Origin of the sequence: Tenacibaculum larymnensis (assembly GCF_028829235.1) — a bacterium.
GTDB lineage: Bacteria > Bacteroidota > Bacteroidia > Flavobacteriales > Flavobacteriaceae > Polaribacter > Polaribacter larymnensis.
On record NZ_JAIWJY010000001.1, the window covers coordinates 15,954 to 33,921 of the forward strand.

Annotated in this window: 18 protein-coding genes; 6 read left to right on the forward strand and 12 right to left on the reverse strand. The window is 32.0% G+C overall.

The genetic code is table 11. The features are described from left to right. The first annotated feature begins 13 nt into the window (after positions 1-13). The 5 genes from LCI24_RS00065 to LCI24_RS00085 all read left to right on the forward strand — a co-directional run bounded on the left by LCI24_RS00065 (position 14) and on the right by LCI24_RS00085 (position 3,966). Positions 14-334, forward strand: coding sequence for a DUF59 domain-containing protein (locus LCI24_RS00065; protein ID WP_115899355.1), 321 nt, complete (start codon positions 14-16; stop codon positions 332-334). A 60-nt stretch (positions 335-394) separates the two neighbouring features. Further along, positions 395-904, forward strand: coding sequence for a DUF2480 family protein (locus tag LCI24_RS00070; RefSeq protein WP_274638594.1), 510 nt, complete (start codon positions 395-397; stop codon positions 902-904). Positions 905-938: 34 nt separating this feature from the next. Beyond that, the gene (locus LCI24_RS00075; RefSeq protein WP_274638595.1) at positions 939-1,889 is read left to right on the forward strand and encodes a DUF3078 domain-containing protein; all 951 of its coding nucleotides are present in this window, start codon (positions 939-941) and stop codon (positions 1,887-1,889) included. A 79-nt stretch (positions 1,890-1,968) separates the two neighbouring features. After that, complete coding sequence (locus tag LCI24_RS00080) at positions 1,969-2,808, forward strand: DUF3078 domain-containing protein (protein WP_274638596.1); 840 nt, start codon at positions 1,969-1,971, stop codon at positions 2,806-2,808. Positions 2,809-2,892: 84 nt separating this feature from the next. Continuing rightward, complete coding sequence (locus tag LCI24_RS00085) at positions 2,893-3,966, forward strand: CNNM domain-containing protein (RefSeq protein ID WP_274638597.1); 1,074 nt, start codon at positions 2,893-2,895, stop codon at positions 3,964-3,966. 73 nt (positions 3,967-4,039) lie between these two features. On the opposite strand, the gene LCI24_RS00090 is transcribed toward LCI24_RS00085, so the two are convergent. The 7 genes from LCI24_RS00090 to LCI24_RS00120 all read right to left on the reverse strand — a co-directional run bounded on the left by LCI24_RS00090 (position 4,040) and on the right by LCI24_RS00120 (position 12,621). Continuing rightward, positions 4,040-6,766 (reverse strand): TonB-dependent receptor, encoded by a 2,727-nt coding sequence (locus LCI24_RS00090; RefSeq protein WP_274638598.1) that lies wholly within the window; start codon positions 6,764-6,766, stop codon positions 4,040-4,042. A 44-nt stretch (positions 6,767-6,810) separates the two neighbouring features. Beyond that, positions 6,811-7,545, reverse strand: coding sequence for an energy transducer TonB (locus LCI24_RS00095; protein ID WP_274638599.1), 735 nt, complete (start codon positions 7,543-7,545; stop codon positions 6,811-6,813). Positions 7,546-7,656: 111 nt separating this feature from the next. Beyond that, complete coding sequence (locus LCI24_RS00100) at positions 7,657-8,364, reverse strand: energy transducer TonB (RefSeq protein ID WP_274638600.1); 708 nt, start codon at positions 8,362-8,364, stop codon at positions 7,657-7,659. A 365-nt stretch (positions 8,365-8,729) separates the two neighbouring features. After that, positions 8,730-9,929: a GTPase HflX gene (hflX, locus tag LCI24_RS00105; RefSeq protein WP_274638601.1), complete on the reverse strand. Its 1,200-nt coding sequence runs from the start codon at positions 9,927-9,929 to the stop codon at positions 8,730-8,732. Positions 9,930-9,990: 61 nt separating this feature from the next. Beyond that, positions 9,991-10,554 (reverse strand): uracil-DNA glycosylase family protein, encoded by a 564-nt coding sequence (locus tag LCI24_RS00110; RefSeq protein ID WP_274638602.1) that lies wholly within the window; start codon positions 10,552-10,554, stop codon positions 9,991-9,993. Between the two features lie 346 nt (positions 10,555-10,900). Then, entirely contained in the window at positions 10,901-11,263 is a 363-nt protein-coding gene (locus tag LCI24_RS00115; protein ID WP_274638603.1) for a Na(+)-translocating NADH-quinone reductase subunit F, read from the reverse strand. Next, positions 11,263-12,621, reverse strand: coding sequence for a DEAD/DEAH box helicase (locus tag LCI24_RS00120; protein WP_274638604.1), 1,359 nt, complete (start codon positions 12,619-12,621; stop codon positions 11,263-11,265). Before LCI24_RS00120 ends, LCI24_RS00115 begins: the two co-directional genes overlap by 1 nt. A gap of 68 nt (positions 12,622-12,689) precedes the next feature. Here LCI24_RS00120 and LCI24_RS00125 point away from each other — a divergent pair, with 68 nt between their 5' ends. Beyond that, positions 12,690-13,151, forward strand: coding sequence for a Na(+)-translocating NADH-quinone reductase subunit F (locus tag LCI24_RS00125; protein WP_274638605.1), 462 nt, complete (start codon positions 12,690-12,692; stop codon positions 13,149-13,151). A 114-nt stretch (positions 13,152-13,265) separates the two neighbouring features. Here the strand turns inward: LCI24_RS00125 and nqrF are convergent, their stop codons facing one another. The 5 genes from nqrF to LCI24_RS00150 are packed head-to-tail and all read right to left on the reverse strand — an operon-like array spanning position 13,266 to position 17,967. Further along, positions 13,266-14,582: an NADH:ubiquinone reductase (Na(+)-transporting) subunit F gene (gene nqrF, locus LCI24_RS00130; RefSeq protein WP_274638606.1), complete on the reverse strand. Its 1,317-nt coding sequence runs from the start codon at positions 14,580-14,582 to the stop codon at positions 13,266-13,268. Beyond that, on the reverse strand, positions 14,582-15,340 hold the full coding sequence (nqrE, locus tag LCI24_RS00135) for an NADH:ubiquinone reductase (Na(+)-transporting) subunit E (protein WP_099215192.1): 759 nt from the start codon (positions 15,338-15,340) through the stop codon (positions 14,582-14,584). Before nqrE ends, nqrF begins: the two co-directional genes overlap by 1 nt. A 31-nt stretch (positions 15,341-15,371) precedes the next feature. Continuing rightward, complete coding sequence (locus tag LCI24_RS00140) at positions 15,372-16,016, reverse strand: NADH:ubiquinone reductase (Na(+)-transporting) subunit D (RefSeq protein WP_099215191.1); 645 nt, start codon at positions 16,014-16,016, stop codon at positions 15,372-15,374. 2 nt (positions 16,017-16,018) lie between these two features. After that, entirely contained in the window at positions 16,019-16,759 is a 741-nt protein-coding gene (locus LCI24_RS00145) for a Na(+)-translocating NADH-quinone reductase subunit C (RefSeq protein ID WP_274638607.1), read from the reverse strand. Positions 16,760-16,761: 2 nt separating this feature from the next. Continuing rightward, complete coding sequence (locus LCI24_RS00150; RefSeq protein WP_274638608.1) at positions 16,762-17,967, reverse strand: NADH:ubiquinone reductase (Na(+)-transporting) subunit B; 1,206 nt, start codon at positions 17,965-17,967, stop codon at positions 16,762-16,764. Position 17,968: the final 1 nt, after the last annotated feature.

Genomic DNA, 17,968 nt, shown 5'->3' on the forward strand with positions numbered 1-17,968 from the left:
GAAGTTTAGAATTATGACTGAAGATAAATTAGAAGAATTAGGAGATAAAATAGTTCGTGTATTAAAAACCATTTTCGACCCTGAAATACCTGTTGACATATATGAACTAGGTTTAATTTATGATGTTTTTATATCAGAAGAGAATGATGCCAAAATATTAATGACATTAACTTCTCCTAACTGTCCTGTTGCTGAAACATTACCTGTTGAAGTAGAGGAAAAAGTAAAAACTTTGAAAGAAATCAACAACTGTGAGGTTGAAATCACTTTTGATCCAACTTGGACTCAAGACATGATGAGTGAAGAAGCAAAATTAGAATTAGGAATGCTATAAGGCTTTTGATGTAACTATTAAAAACACAAAGCGTACAACTTTTAAACTTTTCAACTAAATATGGCAGAAGAAATTATAAATAGAGTTGCTAACAGTAAGCTTACTACGATAGATTTAGAAGATTTTTACCCTAAAGGTAAGCGTGTAGTGTTTGATATTAAAAATTGGTTGTTTGAAGAATTGATTCTTCGTGAAAAGGATTTTAGAGAATCTGTAAAAAATCATGACTGGACTCAATACCAAGATAGTTATGTTTCATTAACATGTTCCACTGATGCCATTATTCCTTCTTGGGCGTATCTTTTATTGACTACTGAACTTACTCCTTTTGCTAAAAAAGTTGTTGTTGGTGACTTAATATTATTAGAAACTGTAATATATCAAGAGATTATTCATAAGCTAGACACTTCTGAATATAAGGACAAGCCTGTAATAATTAAAGGGTGTGCAAATAAGCCTATACCACCATCAGCTTATACCTTATTAATTGAAAAAATCAAACCTGTAGCTAAAACCATCATGTTTGGTGAAGCTTGTTCAACAGTACCGCTTTATAAGAGAAAAAGATAATTAAACTCAATAGAACTCCTCAATTTAATAACAAATGAAAAAACTGTTCTTAATCCTGTTTTCTTGTTACTCTTTTTCTATAGTTTCACAAGAAACTAAAAAAGATAGTATTTCTACTGTAGGTTTACAAAACTCACCTTTAGACACTAGTTTTGCTTTCTATATATTTAATAGACGAGTATTTGCAGAACCTCTGGTCAAAAAGAATCCTCCCAAAAAATGGACTGTTGTAGGAAAGTATACTTTTCTTTTCAATCAATCATCTTTTTCTAATTGGGCAGCAGGTGGAAATAACACAGTTGCTGGAAATATGACTCTTGGTTATGATTTTAACTACAAGAGAAAAAAGTGGAACTGGGATAATAAAGTTATTTCTGCTTATGGAATTAGTTATGTAGATGGTCAAGGAGTAAGAAAAACAGAAGATCAATTTGAATATAACTCTTTACTTGGTTTAAGAACTTCAAAACTATGGTTTTTCTCATTTTTTAGTAATTTTAAAACTCAGTACACCAGAGGTTATGATTATAAACAAGAACCAAAGGTAGCCGTTTCAGATTTCTTTTCTCCTGCATATTGGAGTTTTGGCCCAGGTATGTTATGGAAAAAAAATGATGATGCAAGAATAAACGTTGCTCCTGCTTCAGCTCGTTACACATTTGTTTCAGATGAGTTTTCAGGAAAGTATGGTGTAGATGAAGGTAAGAATATAAATTTCAGTTTAGGTTTCAACCTTTCAGCTTATTTTAAAAGCGAAATAATGAAGGATGTTACCATGGAAAGCATTGTAGCAGTATATTCTGATTATTTGAACAAACCACAAAACATTGATATCGATTATCAATTAAATATCTTTGTTAAAATTAATAAAAACCTGTCTACAAATCTTGGCTTACACGCCATTATTGATGACGATGCTTCAAGCAAAGTACAATTTAAAGAAGTGTTTGGTCTTGGTTTAAATTATATTTTTCATAAGACGTGACTTTTGGCGTAATGTTATTGTCTAACCCCTAGGTTAAGCGTACATTCGCGCCCTCAAAAATTAATTTAAAACTATTAAAATGAAAAAATTATTAGCTATTGCTGTTTTGTTTGGAGCACTAACAGTTAACGCTCAAGAAGAAAAAAAAGAAGAACCTAAAGAAGGATGGAAAAGAAGCGGTAACATTTCTTTTTTATTCAACCAATCTGCTTTTAACAATTGGTTAGCTGGTGGTACAAATAACATTTCTGGTACTATTGGATTAAACTATGATTTTAATTACACCAAAGGTGATTGGACTTGGGATAATAAATTAATTGCTTCTTACGGTTTAACAAAGTTAAAAGGAGAAGAAGTACAAAAAACAGATGACCGTTTAGAGTTAAACTCTTTATTAGGAAAAAAAGCCGGCGGATATTGGTATTACTCAGCTTTTTTCAATTTTAAGACTCAAATGTCTTCAACCTATGTTTCTGGCGAGCAAACATCTCATTTCTTTTCTCCTGCATACTTCCAATTTGGACCTGGTATGCTTTGGAAAAAACATGACAATTTAAAAGTAAACATCGCTCCTGCAACTTCTAAGTTAATATATGTACACAAACACTTAACTGATTTTGGACCTGCTTTTGGAGTAGAGCAAAACGAAAATACTCGTTATGAACTAGGTGCTGCAGTTAATGCCTATTACAAATTAGATGTAATGAAAAATGTATCTGTAGAAAATATATTGAACTTATACAGTAACTACTTGGAAGATTTTCAAAATGTAGATATTGACTACACTGTTAACGTAGTAATGAAAGTTAACAAATACTTATCTGCGAATCTTTCTATGCAAGCTATTTATGACGACAACGCCTTTAGAGGATTCCAAACGAGAGAAGTGTTTGGTCTAGGAGTAAATTACGGTTTCTAGAAAAACAAAACATAATAGTAAAGCCTCAAGAATATATTCTTGAGGTTTTCTTTTTTACGTATTTTAGCCTAAAAATTTTAACGAATGACATTATTAATTGTTTACGCCACCTTATCTATATTTTTCTCTTTTTTATGCTCTATATTAGAAGCTGTACTACTAAGTGTTACCCCTACTTTTGTGAATGTTAAAAAGAAAGAAGAAAAAGCTTACGCAAACGATCTTGAAGCTTTAAAAAAAGACGTTGACAAGCCTCTTATTGCTATCTTAACAGTAAACACCATAGCCCATACAGTAGGAGCTATCTTAGTTGGTGCTCAAGCAAAGAAAATATTTAACGACGAAGGAAATGGTGTTTTTATCGTTTCTGCTATAATGACTATTTTAATTTTAGTAGCATCTGAAATTATTCCTAAAACTATCGGAGCAACTTATTGGAAATCTCTAGCTGGTTTTACAACCAAAGCCTTAAATGTGCTAATTTTCTTCTGTAAATACACTGGTATTATATGGGTACTTCAATTATTTACTAAACTATTTGGTAAAGGAGCACATGGTGAAAGTGTTTTAAGCAGAGAAGATTTTTCTGCTATGACTGATATTGCTGAGCAAGAAGGTGTTTTTCATGAAAGTGAAGGTAAAGTAATTAGAAACATGCTAAACTTTAAAGAAGTTCAAGCTAAACATATTATGACACCTCGTACGGTACTTACTACTGCTGACGAAAACCAAAGCATTGAATCGTTTTTTAATGAAAATAGACCTTTACGCTTTTCTAGAATACCAGTGTATGCTGAAAATCCAGACAACATAACTGGATATGTTTTAAAGGATCAGTTGTTGCTTTCTTTGGTTGATAACAAAGGAAACGAACCTTTAAAAACAATTAAAAGAGAAATTATTATTGCTAGCAGAGAGCTTTCTATTCCTAATTTATTTGAAAAGTTAATTGAGCAAAGAGAGCATTTAGCTTTAGTTGTAGATGAATATGGAGCAGTTAGCGGTTTAGTAACTCAAGAAGACGTTATAGAAACCCTTTTAGGCTATGAAATAATGGATGAGAGTGACAATGTAGCAAACCTACAAAGTTTGGCTAGAAAAAGCTGGGAACAGCGTGCTAAACGATTAGGGATAATTAATGACTCTGAAAACGAATAGTAAACTTACAAGTTTATAAAATAAAAAAGGCGTGAATTAATTCACGCCTTTTTTATTTTATAGTAAACTATTTCTAGTCATTAATTGTCCAAGAAACATAGTACATAGAACCAATTAATCCTGATCCTGGTGCAACCATATATTCGTTACCAGTTAAGTTCGTTCCTCCTAATTTAAATCTTGATTTAATAGCAGGCACTCTATAGTTTATTTGTGCATCTAATACAGTTCTTGCATCTACTGTATCATCTAAGAAGCTTGACTGCCAATAGAACTCATCTTGCCATCTTAAATTCACATTAAACCCAAAGTTTTTAAATAAGTTAGGATTTCCAAACATTACTTTTACTTGATGTTCTGGAGTATTAAATCCTGCTTTAAAAGTTGGATCATCACTTTGATCAAAAACTAATTTTGAATATGTATAGTTAGCTCCTAAGTTAAACGTCTTAAATACTTTCGTATTTAACCCTACACCTACACCATACGAATCAACATTAGCTGATGTATTTGTATTAAGTACAAATGATGTATAATCTCCATTATCTATTGCTGCATCAGCTTGTGCATCTGGTGTTCCATCTGCTTCTAAACCTCCATAATTAGCTACAATAACATCTTTGAATGCTACAAAGTCGTTATACTGGTTATAATAACCATTAATATCTAACTCTAATATATTTCTACTATTTAAATCAATAATACTTCTATATCCTACTTCATATGAAGTAACTTTTTCTGGCTTAATTGGGTTAACATCAAGTTTAATTCTATTGTCAGCTCCAACTAATGCATTTCCAAAAGCTTGTCTACCTGTAATTACACTAGTAGAACCATCTTGATTAGCTACTATAGTAGAGAAACGATCTAAATTTTCTTGAGAAGTACCTAAAATATATTTACTTGGTCCTGAACGTAACCCAAAGTATTGTTCTAAAGTACTAGGGTTTCTAAACCCTGTTTGATAAGAAGCTCTTAAAATATGATTCTTTGATTCACCTAAAGAATAGTTTAACGCTACCCTTGGAGAAAAGTTACCTTCAAAGTTTTTAGATTTATCATAACGAACAGATCCTGTAAACTTTAACCTATCTTCTAAAAATTTCTTTTGAATTTGAGAGTAAACCCCAACCATATCAAACTCTATACTACTATTTTCATCTGTAAATAAAGTTCCGTTTGAGTTAATATCAAATTTACGGTAAGAACCTCCTACTTGAATCTCTCCCCAACGAATTAAATCCTTGAAGTTATAATTAGCATCAAAGTGATAAAAAGAAGTTTCGTCTTTTATCCCTGCTCCTCCTTTGTTTATTGGAGTATTGATTACTTCTTCTAAAGCTGTTTTAAACTCAGGTGACCCAGGAACATATCTGTTTCTGTTTGCATACCTTCTAGCATCTGCATCATTAAAAGGAGTATATCTTTCATCATTAAGTCTTCCCGTATAAACATCTATATATTCTTTATACCAGTTTTGCGTTGGGTTATACTTTTCATTTAAAGCAATCGCTGCAAATCGTAAATCGTGACTTTTTCCTGAATCATTTCCTGTATAATATCCTCTTACAAAGAAGTTTTTCCCTATAAGTTCTAATTTATACTGCTCAATAAAGTATCCTTTTTGAGAGAATCTATTTGTTCCTTGATATGTGTTATCTCCACGAGAAAAACGAGAGTTTAATACAATCTCTAATGCATCATTTGCCCATGGTCTGATGTGTATAGATCCATCAAATTTTAAGTTATAACCATTATAATTAGTTAAGTCAGCTTCATTGTACCCTGTTCTACTTACATCCAAAGAAGGTAATGCTGAATTTAAATCATTTAAGTTAAAATTAAAATCATCACCATATACATTTACACCATCATAATCAGTATTTGTATTTCTATCTCCATCAATAGCTACTCCACCAATTCCTGTTGTATTTCTAGTATCAACAGCATGCCATTCTTCAGCAGAGAAATAAGTTAAGTTTGCTTTAGCAGCAACATAATCATTAAACTTATATGCCATACGAATTCCTGCGTCATAAAAAGGATTATTACCTGCTGCTTCTTGTGACATAGTACCTGTTTTAATATAAGTACTGATACCCGCATCATCAAAAGGGTTTCTACTTCTCATTAACAAAATACCGTTAAAGGCGTTTGCACCATATAAAGCAGAAGAAGCTCCAGGTAGAATTTCAACATTCTTAACATCTAAATCAGACAATCCTAGAATGTTTCCTGCTGAGAAGTTCAGTGCTGGTATTGATGTTTCTACTCCATCAACTAACTGTACAAATCTAGTATTATCAAAAGTAGAAAAACCACGAGAGTTTACAGATTTAAATCCATAATTCGCCTCACGTGACTCAATTCCTTTTAAATTTGCTAATCCGTCATAAAATGAAACAGAAGTATTTCTCTTAACATCAACAATACCCATTCTTTCAATAGTTACTGGAGATTCAATAACTCGTTCAGGAGATCTAGATGCTGAAATTACAACTTCATCTAATGCTACACTTTCTTTTAATATTACATTTACTTCTTGATCTTGTGAAGTAACTTCTATGATTTCTGTTTTATATCCAAAAGCAGAAACTTGTATAGTTATAGGGTAGGTTGACTTAACTTGTAACGTAAATTTTCCTTCAAAATCAGAAGTTGCTCTTGCTTCTCCTGAAAGAATTACTGCATTTGGAAAAGGCTCCAAGTATTCGTCGTAAATTTTTCCATTTACTGTAGTTTGTGCATAAATAGCCATACTACACACTACCAAAACTATGGATAGTAGTTTTTTAAACATAATGTTTATTTTAATTGATTTGTATTAAGTTATTATTGGTTTATTTACTCATCTAGAGCAAACATAATAGGGAATCCGTATTTTACAGAGGTTTGATCTCCTGACTTTTTAGCAGGTACAAACTGTGGTAATTGAGATACCACACGAATAGCTTCGTTGTTTAGTAGCTCTCCATTTTTTGGTCCTAAAGTTTTAATATTCTTAACCTGACCATTTTTATCAATAATAAAACGCACCCAAACTTCTCCTTGAATAGATTCTTTTACCGCTTGACTAGGGTATCTGAAGTGTTTTTGAATATGCTTTACCATTTCAACATTAAAACAATCTAACCTTTCATTTTTCTTTGCCTTTTTACATGCAGTAAACAAAGGGATTCTATCAACTGTAGTAAATTTTTCAGCTTTTCTTACTTCTTCTGCTGATAGTTTACTTGTTATGTTTTCAAGATTATTTTTAAAGGTTAAAGGTTGATTTAATTCTTCTTGAGGAGTTGTACTTTCTAATGCCGCAGTTCCTGCTCCCGATAATTCCGTAGCACTTGAAACCGCTTTCTTTTTTGAAATTTCTCTCTTTTTTAAATACCTTCTATTAGCAGATACTTTTACAGAGATTTGTCGTGTACCTTTATTCTTCTTGTCTTTTGGAGCAATAGTACATTTTGTTATACTATTTAAATCTACTAAAGACTCTTCTGGGGTTTCACATACTTCACGTTGTGACACAACATTAGTAGCATAAAAACAAACTAACGTAATAACTAAAATAATTTTTCTCATACCTAAGGGGTTTAACATTTTTTCAATCAACTAATTATAGTTCATTATTTGTGAAAAACATGGCGTGCAAAGGTATTCTTTTTTTTACATAAAATAAATTATTTTAACACACTAATATTCAGAGCTATTTAAGCTAAAGTTCATAGGAAAGCTGTATGCTACTCTTGTATTTTTTCCTTGTTGTTTCCCTGGTGTAAAATCTGGAAGTAATAACACAATTCTTTTTGCCTCTTTTTTTAAGATTTCATGTGCATTTGCTCCTTCCGTTTTAATATCTGTCACTTTTCCAGTTTCATCAATTACAAAACTTACTAGTACTTCTCCTTCAATTCCTTTGTCTAAGGCTTCTTCAGGGTATTTTAGTGTATTAATTATATGGTTTTGCATTTCATAATTAAAACAGTCTACTTTATCCATTAAAGGATCAGTACAAGATAAAAACATAGGGATTTCGTCTACTACATCAAAAGAAGTAGCTTTTTTGATTAATTTTCTTGTAATTGGAAATATATCATACAAGCGACATGAAGCTAAGTCACTAGTTGTTTTAATCAATTTAATTTTGTTAGCTTCTATATCATTAGCTAAACTAACAACTTTTTCAAAGTAAACACGTTTTCTAAAATGCCTTCTACTAGAAATTGTAGTTACAACAGTAGGAGTTACCTCACTACTTTTTTCTACTTTTTTTTCTACTAAACACTTGTCTACAACGTTTACATCTACTGAATGGGAAGTTTCAGATGTACATTTCTCTTGTGCTATAGTAAATTGTAAACCACAACATAGTAACAAGAGGGTAATTATATTTTTCATCATGATCTATTCAGATTAACACATGGTAACTCAAAAAGAGCGGACATTTCACCTGGTCTTAAATTCATTATTTAAAACTTTATGAATACTTGGTAAGTTAGCTGGTTAAATAAGATTAATTTACTTACGTAAGTTTTAGGATTTCTTATTAACTAATTGATCTAATGAAAATCGTCTAGATTTTGTTTGTGAAGTTTTATTATTTTTCATTTTCAGGGGGATAAAATGGTTAAAAATATTAATTTACAATGCTTTATAAAACACAGAAAAAACTATGTTAGCGAATATAAATATAATAAAAAAGAACTTAAAGTTGCAATTCTTTAAGTTCTTTTTAAGTTATGGCTATGTTTTTTTACTGTAAAAAACTAATATTCTTGGTATAAGAAATCATTATATGGAAAGCGCTGAATGTGTATTTTTTTCACTTCTTCATACACTTTATCTTTAAAATTCTCTAGGTTATCTTTATTTAATGCTGAAATAAAAATACTCTCTGTTTCTAAATCATTCATCCATGTTCTTTTCCAATCTTCTAACGTATAATGTTCTTTTGTTTTTTCTGTAACTAAGTCATCTTCATCAATAGTTTCATGAGTGTAAGCATCTATTTTATTAAATACCATAACTGTAGGTTTATCCTTACTATCAATCTCATCTAAAATTTTATTTACAGAAGCAATATGGTCTTCAAAATTGGGATGTGATATATCTACTACATGCAATAATAAATCAGCTTCACGAACTTCGTCTAAGGTAGATTTGAACGACTCTACTAATTGAGTTGGTAACTTTCTTATAAACCCAACAGTATCTGTCATTAAAAAGGGGATATTCTTTATTACTACTTTTCTTACTGTAGTATCAAGTGTTGCAAACAACTTATTTTCTGCAAACACCTCACTTTTACTCACTACATTCATTAAAGTAGATTTACCAACATTGGTATATCCTACCAAAGCAACACGAACCATTTTTCCACGGTTTTTACGTTGCACAGACATTTGTTTATCAATAGTTACTAACTTCTTTTTTAGTAGCGAGATTTTATCACGAATAATACGACGGTCTGTTTCTATTTCTGTTTCTCCTGGTCCACGCATACCAATCCCTCCTTTTTGTTTATCAAGGTGTGTCCACATTCTTGTTAATCGAGGTAATAAATATTGATATTGCGCTAGCTCTACCTGTGCTTTTGCCGAACTCGTTTGTGCTCTGCTGGCAAAAATATCTAATATTAAATTGGTTCTATCTAAAATTTTACAATCTAAAAAACGCTCAACATTTCTAAGTTGAGCTGGTGATAGCTCATCATCAAAAATGGCTGTTCCAATATCATTTGACTCTATATACGCTTTTACATCTTCTAACTTTCCTGTTCCTATAAAAGTTTTTGGGTGTGGTTTGTCTAGCTTTTGAACAAAACGTTTAACAGCTACTCCTCCAGCTGTAAGCGTTAAAAACTCTAGTTCATCAAGATATTCTTCTGATTTCTTTTCATCTTGATGTTGGGTTATAATACCTATTAAAACCGCTTTTTCTGATATGGCTTCTCTTGTTTCTATCATACATTGCAAAAGTACAAATTTATCAACGCATGTTTTTAACTTTCTTTTGGTATTAAAATCACTACAACAGCTTTTTTACAGTAGTTTTCAATATGGGTAAAACGTCTTTTTCAAACCACTGGTTTTTAGTTAACCAAAACCTATTTCTTGGTGATGGGTGAGGTAATACAAAATAACTGGGTAGATACTCTTCATAGTTATTCACTGTCTCAGTAAGTGTCCTTTTTGCTTGCTCTTTTAAGTAGTAGTTTTGAGCATACATTCCAATTAAAATAACCAACTTTACATTAGACATTTCTTCTAGTAATGGTTGATGCCATTTCGGGGCACATTCTTTTCTAGGTGGCAGATCTCCTGATTTTCCTTTTCCTGGATAACAAAAACCCATTGGAATTATTCCAAAATTGTTGGTGTTGTAAAACTGCTCATCAGTAACATCCAGCCATTTTCTAAGTTGCTTTCCGCTAGCATCATCCCAAGGAATTCCAGATTTGTGTACTTTGGTTCCTGGTGCTTGACCTACAATAATAATTTTTGACTTTCTATTAGCTAAAATCACAGGGTTAGGCTCTATATGTTCCTCACATATTTTACATTCTTTTATTTTCCTTAGAAGATTCTCCACACTGTAAAGTTAATATTTATGCATAAAAAAACACTCGATTACAATTTAATCGAGTGTTTTTAACTTTAACTATTTAAGTCTTAATTGTTAATTGCATAACTAGCACCATTACCTAAATCTGATAAAAATGCCATAATAGTTTTCATTAATTTTTTTCCTTTTTTGGTTAGTAGTTGTCTTTTCATTTTTTTAGATATTTCATTAATTTCCCTGAGGTAAAATTAACATACAACTATCTGAAAACTAATAGGGTTTTTGCCCTTTTCAATCTACTAAACCACTCTTTTTCTATCAGTTAAAAAGGAGAATTAACACCAGAAAATTATAGATATTAGTAATATCGTATCTATAAAATCTTTATAAAATCATCGAAAGCAACATAATAGGGTTTGTTTTTAAAAACTGGTAAATCTACACTTTCAGCATTTGCAATTCCTATACCTGCATACCAAACCTTAGCATTTTGTTTTTCTGCATGCTTTTTAAATGTTTCCATCCACAATACATCATACTCTTGTGGTGACTGAATATTATTAGTAGTCTTTACTAAAACAAATATGGTCGGTTCTTCTTTTTTATACAACACGAACTGCGGATATCTTTTTAACTCACTGTTTATTGCAATAAACTCATAGCCCATTTCTTGTAATTTTTTACCTACAATGTTCATCCCCAAATTATGAAGTTCTTGTTCTGTAAGTGCTTGCATTATTTTCGTTTCTTATTGCGTTTGTTATAGTTTTTGTCTCCTCTTGTTTTAGGTTTTTTATACTTCTTAGCAATTTCTCTTCTGTATGAACCTCCTTGGTTTGTTTTTTTATTCTTTTCCTTTTTCTCATGAAAAGCAGGTCCTGGAATATATTCTTGTGACGTTCTATTCTTATTGACCTCTCTATCTTCTTTTGGTCGCTCTTCTTCTGTTAATTCCTTAGAAATCTCAACCTGCTCTGGAATTTCTAACTTAGGAACTTCATAATCCATCAATTCTTCAATTCTTTGTTTAGCTTCCTGCTCTTTTTCTGTAGCAAATAAAATTGCTTTTCCTTCTCGTTCTGCACGACCTGTACGACCTATTCTATGCATATAGTTTTCAGGGAAGTGTGGTACGTTAAAATTTATTACATGTGTTACTTCTTCTAAATCTAACCCACGTGCAATTACATCGGTAGCTATTAAAATTCGTTTTTCTCCTTGGTTGAATTGCTCTATAGAACGTAAACGATAATTTTGCGTTTTGTTTGAATGAATTACGCAAGCTTGCGATGGATATTCTTCTGCAACACAATCAAACAACCTGTCTGCATTTCGCTTATTAGGTGCAAATATTAATACTTTGCTAAATTCTGATTTATCAAACAATAAATAGTTTAACAAATTAACTTTTGTATAAAAATTTGGAACGTCATAGCTTGTTTGTTGAATATTATCCAACGGTGTTCCACTAACAGCAATCGCTATTTTATGAGGTGCAATAAAAAAATCATCTATTAATGCTTCCACATCCTCCGTCATGGTTGCTGAAAACATAATGTTTTGACGTCGTTGCGGTAATAAATCAAAGATGTTTAATAACTGAAAACGAAAACCTAAATCGAGCATTACATCTACTTCATCAATTACTAATTTCTGAATAGATTTTAACTTTAAAACATTACTCAACGCCAAATCGTACAAACGCCCTGGAGTAGCTACAATAATATCTGCTCCTTGCATTACTGCTTCTTTATGACGGTTTAAATTCACACCTCCATAAACACCAACAGTACGAAGCGTAATGTATTTTGCTAACTTTTCAATTTCTTCTACCACCTGCACTACTAATTCTCGTGTAGGTACTAAAATCATCACTCTTGGATGTTGTTGCTTCGAAAACTTCAAATCTCGAAGTATTGGCAATAAATAACCAAAGGTTTTACCTGTACCTGTTTGTGCAATACCCACCACATCTTTTCCTGAACGAATTACAGGAAATGCTTCTTCTTGAATTGGTGTTGGATTTACAAAACCTAATTCTTCAATTGAGTTTCTAAGTGGATTTGATAAGTCTAAATCTTGAAAAGTCGTCATTAACAATAATTTGCTGCAAAGGTACAACCAATATTTTGTATATTTAAAGGAGTAAATCCTTTTTGATTATGGAAATACCTAAACGATTAGAACAAGCGCTTATTAAGCTTTATAATGCTTTTCATAACGATGAATTGAATCCTGAATGTTGTTCAGCATGTGCGGTTGGGAATATATTAGATAATCGAGATAGCTGGAAACACCTAACAAATGGTCATGGTTCTTTGAGATTAAGCTATGTGGGTAGGGTACATCAAAATTTAGGCAGAAAGTTTAATGGTTATACTCCACTTGAGCTATTACACATTGAAAAAATATTTTTAGAAGCATGTGGTTTTGTTGTTCCATTATGTCATTACAATCCAAAACCTCAAAACCCTACTAATAAAGAAAAATTATTTAATGGCTTGTCTGCTGTAGTTGCACATTTGTGTAAACTTGAAGGCATACCCAATGTTATGGATTATACTAAGGTTTTTGAATATGAACAAGGTAGCCCTGTATATAAATTTGATGTAATTTATGAATAGTACTGTTTTCTAAAAACGTTGTCCTGCTCTTATTACATCTAAAACTTATCTTTTTAAATATAAAAAAACCGATACAAATTTGTATCGGTTTTTTTATATTTAAACACTGAGTGTCTATCCTCCAAAGTCATCAAAACGAATGTTTTCGTCATCTAAACCAAAATCTTCACCCATTTTTTGTACTGCTTTGTTCATTAATGGTGGTCCACAGAAATATAATTCTAAATCCTCAGGACTTTCATGTTTAGATAAATATTGGTCTATTACAACTTGGTGAATAAACCCAACAAAACCATCTCCGCTTTCATCATTAATATCTTTTTTAACCTTCCAGTTATCTTCTTCTAATGGCTCAGATAATGCCAAGTAGAATTTAAAGTTTGGAAAATCTTTTTCTAACGCTCTAAAGTAGTGAATGTAGAATAATTCTGCTTTAGAACGACCTCCATACCAGTATGTTACTTTTCTACCAGTCTTTAAAGTTCTAAATAAATGATAAATATGTGAACGCATTGGTGCCATACCAGCTCCACCACCTACATATAACATTTCAGCTTCAGAATCATTGATGAAGAATTCACCATAAGGTCCAGAAATAGTTACTTTATCTCCTGGCTTTTGATTAAAAATATACGAAGATGCCACCCCTGGATTTACATCCATCCATCCGCCTTTAGCACGGTCAAAAGGAGGTGTTGCTACACGAACATTTAACATGATTTCTCTTCCTTCTGCAGGGTAAGAAGCCATAGAGTATGCTCTCTCTACAGTTTCTTCATTCTTCATTACTAATGGCCTTAGGTTAAATTTATCCCAATCAGCCTCAAATTTATCAGGTTCACCTGGATGATCTTGCGGATGTGCTGAAATATCCATATCAGCGTATTTTACTTCACATGGTGGTATTTCAATTTGAATATACCCTCCTGCTTTATAATCCATTTCTTCTGGAATCTCAACTACAAATTCCTTAATAAATGTTGCTACGTTATAGTTTCTTACAACAGTTGCTTCCCATTTCTTAATTCCGAAAATTTCTTCTGGAATAGAAATATCCATATCTTGCTTTACTTTTACCTGACATGCTAAACGGATACCGTGTTGTAATTCTTTACGTGTAAAGTGTGGTGTTTCTGTAGGTAAAGCTTCTCCTCCACCAGAGTTAACGTGACACTCACATTGTACACAAGAACCACCACCACCACAAGCTGATGGTAAGAAGATTTTTTCATTACCTAAGGTAGATAATAAAGTTCCTCCTGATGCTACTTCTATTGTTTTTTCACCATTGATTGTAATCTTTACAGGTCCAGATGGTGCCAATTTTTGCTTAACAAATAATAATAAAGCTACTAAAACTAAGATTACCGCTAAAAACGCTAATACTGTAATAGCAACTGTTCCTCCTGTGCTTACTTCTAAAAATACCATTATTCTGTAATTTCTTTAGTGTTATTAGCTAATTCTTCTGCTTTCTCTTCAGTCTTTTCAGTTTCCTCTACTACCTTTTCTTCAACTTCTTTCTTTTCAACCTTAACTTCAGCAGTTTCTTCTTTTTTACCTGCATCATCACCTCCAGTTAACATTCCACCGAAACTCATAAATCCGATAGCCATTAAACCTGTAATAATGAATGTAATACCTAAACCTCTTAATGCTGGTGGCACAGATGAGTATCTGATTTTTTCACGAATAGCTGCAATTGCTAAAATTGCTAAAAACCACCCGATTCCTGAACCAATACCGTACGTAAATGATAAACCTAATGTTGGAATTTCACGAGATTGCATAAATAAAGATCCTCCTAAAATTGCACAGTTTACTGCAATTAACGGCAAGAAAATACCTAAAGAGTTATATAATGCTGGTGCGAATTTTTCAACAATAATTTCTACTAATTGTACCATGGTTGCAATTGTTGCAATAAACATGATAAATGATAAGAAACTTAGGTCATAATCTACATACTCTTCTCCTAACCACTTTAAAGCTCCAGGTTGTAATAAGTATTGATCTAACAACCAGTTTACTGGTACTGTAACTGCTAATACAAAGATTACTGCAGCTCCTAAACCTACGGCTGTTGATACTTTTTTAGATACAGCAAGGTAAGAACACATTCCTAAGAAGGTAGCAAATACCATGTTATCTATAAATATCGATTTGAAAAATAATTCTATATGTTCCATTTTCTATATTTTTAATGAACACTAACTTAGGTTAGTCTTCTACTAATGCTTTATTTCTTGTACGTTGTACCCAAATAATAATACCTACAACGATTAATGCCATTGGTGATAATAACATAAACCCGTTGTTTTCATATCCTAAAGCATACAATCCTGTTTTTTCGATAGGATCTCCTAGTACTTTAAATCCTAATAAAGTACCTGAACCGAATAACTCTCTAAAGAAACCTACAATAATTAAGATTACTGCATATCCTAAAGCATTTCCTATTCCATCTAAAAACGATCTCCATGGTCCATTACCTAAAGCAAATGCTTCAAAACGTCCCATAATAATACAGTTGGTAATAATTAACCCAATAAATACCGATAAGGTTTTACTTAAATCGTACGCAAATGCTTTTAGCACTTGGTCTACAATAATTACTAATGTAGCTACTACGATTAACTGTACAATAATTCTAATTTTTGATGGAATAATATTTCTCATTAACGAGATTACTACATTCCCTACTCCTAATACAAATAATACCGATATAGACATTACAATAGAAGCTTTTAACTCTGCTGTAATTGCTAATGCAGAACAAATACCTAATACCTGAATTGTAATTGGGTTATTATCTGCTAATGGATCAGTAATTAATGCTGCGTCTTTTTTTGATAAAAGTCCCATATTTATTTTAATGTTTTAAAGTAAGGTACGTATAAACCTAATTCAGATTTAATCATTGCAGACACTCCGTCACCTGTAATAGTTGCTCCTGCAATTGCATCTACCTCGTTATCATTTTTATCTTCATTCTTTGGATCATTGTTAGATTTAGATACTGCAATTCCTTTAAAAGAACCGTTGTTCATTAAATCTTCTCCAATAAAATCGTCCATAAAGTAACGTTGCTTAATGTTAGCTCCTAAACCTGGTGTTTCTCCTTTATGATCGAAGAAAACTCCTTGAACTACCATATTTTTATCCATTGCAACATATCCCCAAATAGCATCCCAAAGACCTTTACCTCTAATTGGAGCGATATAAAAAGTTTTACCTTCTTTTTCACCTACAAATAATGGTAGTTTTCTTATTTTACCTTCTTTAGCTGCTGTTTGTTGCTTTTTAACATCAATTAAATACGCTTTAGCATCTTCAGAAACGTTATCCCCTTCAATTACTAATTGTTTTTTAATGTATTTAGCAAACTCTTCTGCTACTTTATCTTTTGAAACAAACTCTACACTTGTTTCATCATTCTCGTTAACACCCATTGCATACAAAATATTTTGCTGCTTCTCGATACGTTTATTAGCATCGATTGTTGGGCGAAGTGATGACGCTGTAAAAGCTAACAACGCACCTACTACTAACACCATTCCTATGGCGAAAAGTACCGTATATAAATTACTATCTGTCTTCTTACTCATAATTAGGCAGTTTTAGCTTTTAAACGTTTTAATCTTCTCTTAACATTACCTTGAACTACGTAATGATCAATTGTTGGAGCAAATACGTTCATTAATAAGATTGCTAACATTACTCCTTCTGGGTATGCTGGGTTGAATACACGAATCATAATTGAAATAAATCCAATTAAGAATCCATAAATCCACTTCCCTTTGTTAGTTTGTGATGCTGTTACTGGGTCAGTTGCCATGTATACCGCACCAAATGCGAAACCTCCAATTAATAAATGTTTCCAAAAATCTAAACTCATTAATCCGTAAAACTTACTTGTTTCACCAATCCATCCCATATCAACTACTTGGTTAAAGATGAATCCCATTACTAAAGCTCCGATAACTGCAGATAACATAATTCTCCAGCTTCCAATCTTTGTAAAGATTAGGAATAAAGCTCCTAATAAAATTAATAATGTTGAAGTTTCTCCTACAGAACCTGGAATAAATCCAAAGAACATATCAGAAACTGAATAGTTTAATGGTTGCGACTGTGCTAAACTTCCTAAGATAGTTTCTCCTGATATAGCATCAGCTGTTCCTGCAGCTTCAACAGCTCCTTGAACCCATACTTTATCTCCAGACATCCATGTTGGATATGCGAAGAATAAGAATGCACGAATTGTTAAGGCTGGGTTTAAGATATTCATCCCAGTTCCTCCAAATACTTCTTTACCAATTACAACACCAAAAGCTACTGCTACTGCTAGCATCCATAATGGTAAATCTACAGGTACAATTAACGGAACTAACATTCCTGTTACTAAGTACCCTTCTTCTATCTCATGTCCTTTGATTATACAGAAAATAAATTCTATTGCTAAACCAACAACATACGATACAATTACTAATGGTAATATTTTAACTAAACCGATTAGTAAGTTATCCATATTCCAAAATTCTCCAGAAAAGAAACCGGTTGCGTTTGAAACGGCTTCTATTTGAAGATTATGCTGATATCCTGCATTAAACATACCGAATATTAAACATGGAACTAATGCCATAATTACTGTATTCATTGTACGTTTAAGATCATCTGCCGACTTAATGTGAGTTCCTCCATGAGTAGTCTCATTCGGCATATATAAGAATGTATGAAAACCATTAAATAGCGGAGCTATTTTAGTTCCTTCATACTTCTTTTTTAAATTATGTAAGTTTTGTTTTAAGCCCATA

Bases quoted from the DNA above. Each gene is read 5' to 3' on its own strand.
- LCI24_RS00065 (WP_115899355.1), top strand. From the start codon at position 14: ATGACTGAAGATAAATTAGAAGAATTAGGAGATAAAATAGTTCGTGTA.
- LCI24_RS00070 (WP_274638594.1), top strand. From the start codon at position 395: ATGGCAGAAGAAATTATAAATAGAGTTGCTAACAGTAAGCTTACTACG.
- LCI24_RS00075 (WP_274638595.1), top strand. From the start codon at position 939: ATGAAAAAACTGTTCTTAATCCTGTTTTCTTGTTACTCTTTTTCTATA.
- LCI24_RS00080 (WP_274638596.1), top strand. From the start codon at position 1,969: ATGAAAAAATTATTAGCTATTGCTGTTTTGTTTGGAGCACTAACAGTT.
- LCI24_RS00085 (WP_274638597.1), top strand. From the start codon at position 2,893: ATGACATTATTAATTGTTTACGCCACCTTATCTATATTTTTCTCTTTT.
- LCI24_RS00090 (WP_274638598.1), bottom strand. From the start codon at position 6,766: ATGTTTAAAAAACTACTATCCATAGTTTTGGTAGTGTGTAGTATGGCT.
- LCI24_RS00095 (WP_274638599.1), bottom strand. From the start codon at position 7,545: ATGAGAAAAATTATTTTAGTTATTACGTTAGTTTGTTTTTATGCTACT.
- LCI24_RS00100 (WP_274638600.1), bottom strand. From the start codon at position 8,364: ATGATGAAAAATATAATTACCCTCTTGTTACTATGTTGTGGTTTACAA.
- hflX (WP_274638601.1), bottom strand. From the start codon at position 9,929: ATGATAGAAACAAGAGAAGCCATATCAGAAAAAGCGGTTTTAATAGGT.
- LCI24_RS00115 (WP_274638603.1), bottom strand. From the start codon at position 11,263: ATGCAAGCACTTACAGAACAAGAACTTCATAATTTGGGGATGAACATT.
- LCI24_RS00120 (WP_274638604.1), bottom strand. From the start codon at position 12,621: ATGACGACTTTTCAAGATTTAGACTTATCAAATCCACTTAGAAACTCA.
- LCI24_RS00125 (WP_274638605.1), top strand. From the start codon at position 12,690: ATGGAAATACCTAAACGATTAGAACAAGCGCTTATTAAGCTTTATAAT.
- nqrF (WP_274638606.1), bottom strand. From the start codon at position 14,582: ATGGTATTTTTAGAAGTAAGCACAGGAGGAACAGTTGCTATTACAGTA.
- nqrE (WP_099215192.1), bottom strand. From the start codon at position 15,340: ATGGAACATATAGAATTATTTTTCAAATCGATATTTATAGATAACATG.
- LCI24_RS00140 (WP_099215191.1), bottom strand. From the start codon at position 16,016: ATGGGACTTTTATCAAAAAAAGACGCAGCATTAATTACTGATCCATTA.
- LCI24_RS00145 (WP_274638607.1), bottom strand. From the start codon at position 16,759: ATGAGTAAGAAGACAGATAGTAATTTATATACGGTACTTTTCGCCATA.
- LCI24_RS00150 (WP_274638608.1), bottom strand. From the start codon at position 17,967: ATGGGCTTAAAACAAAACTTACATAATTTAAAAAAGAAGTATGAAGGA.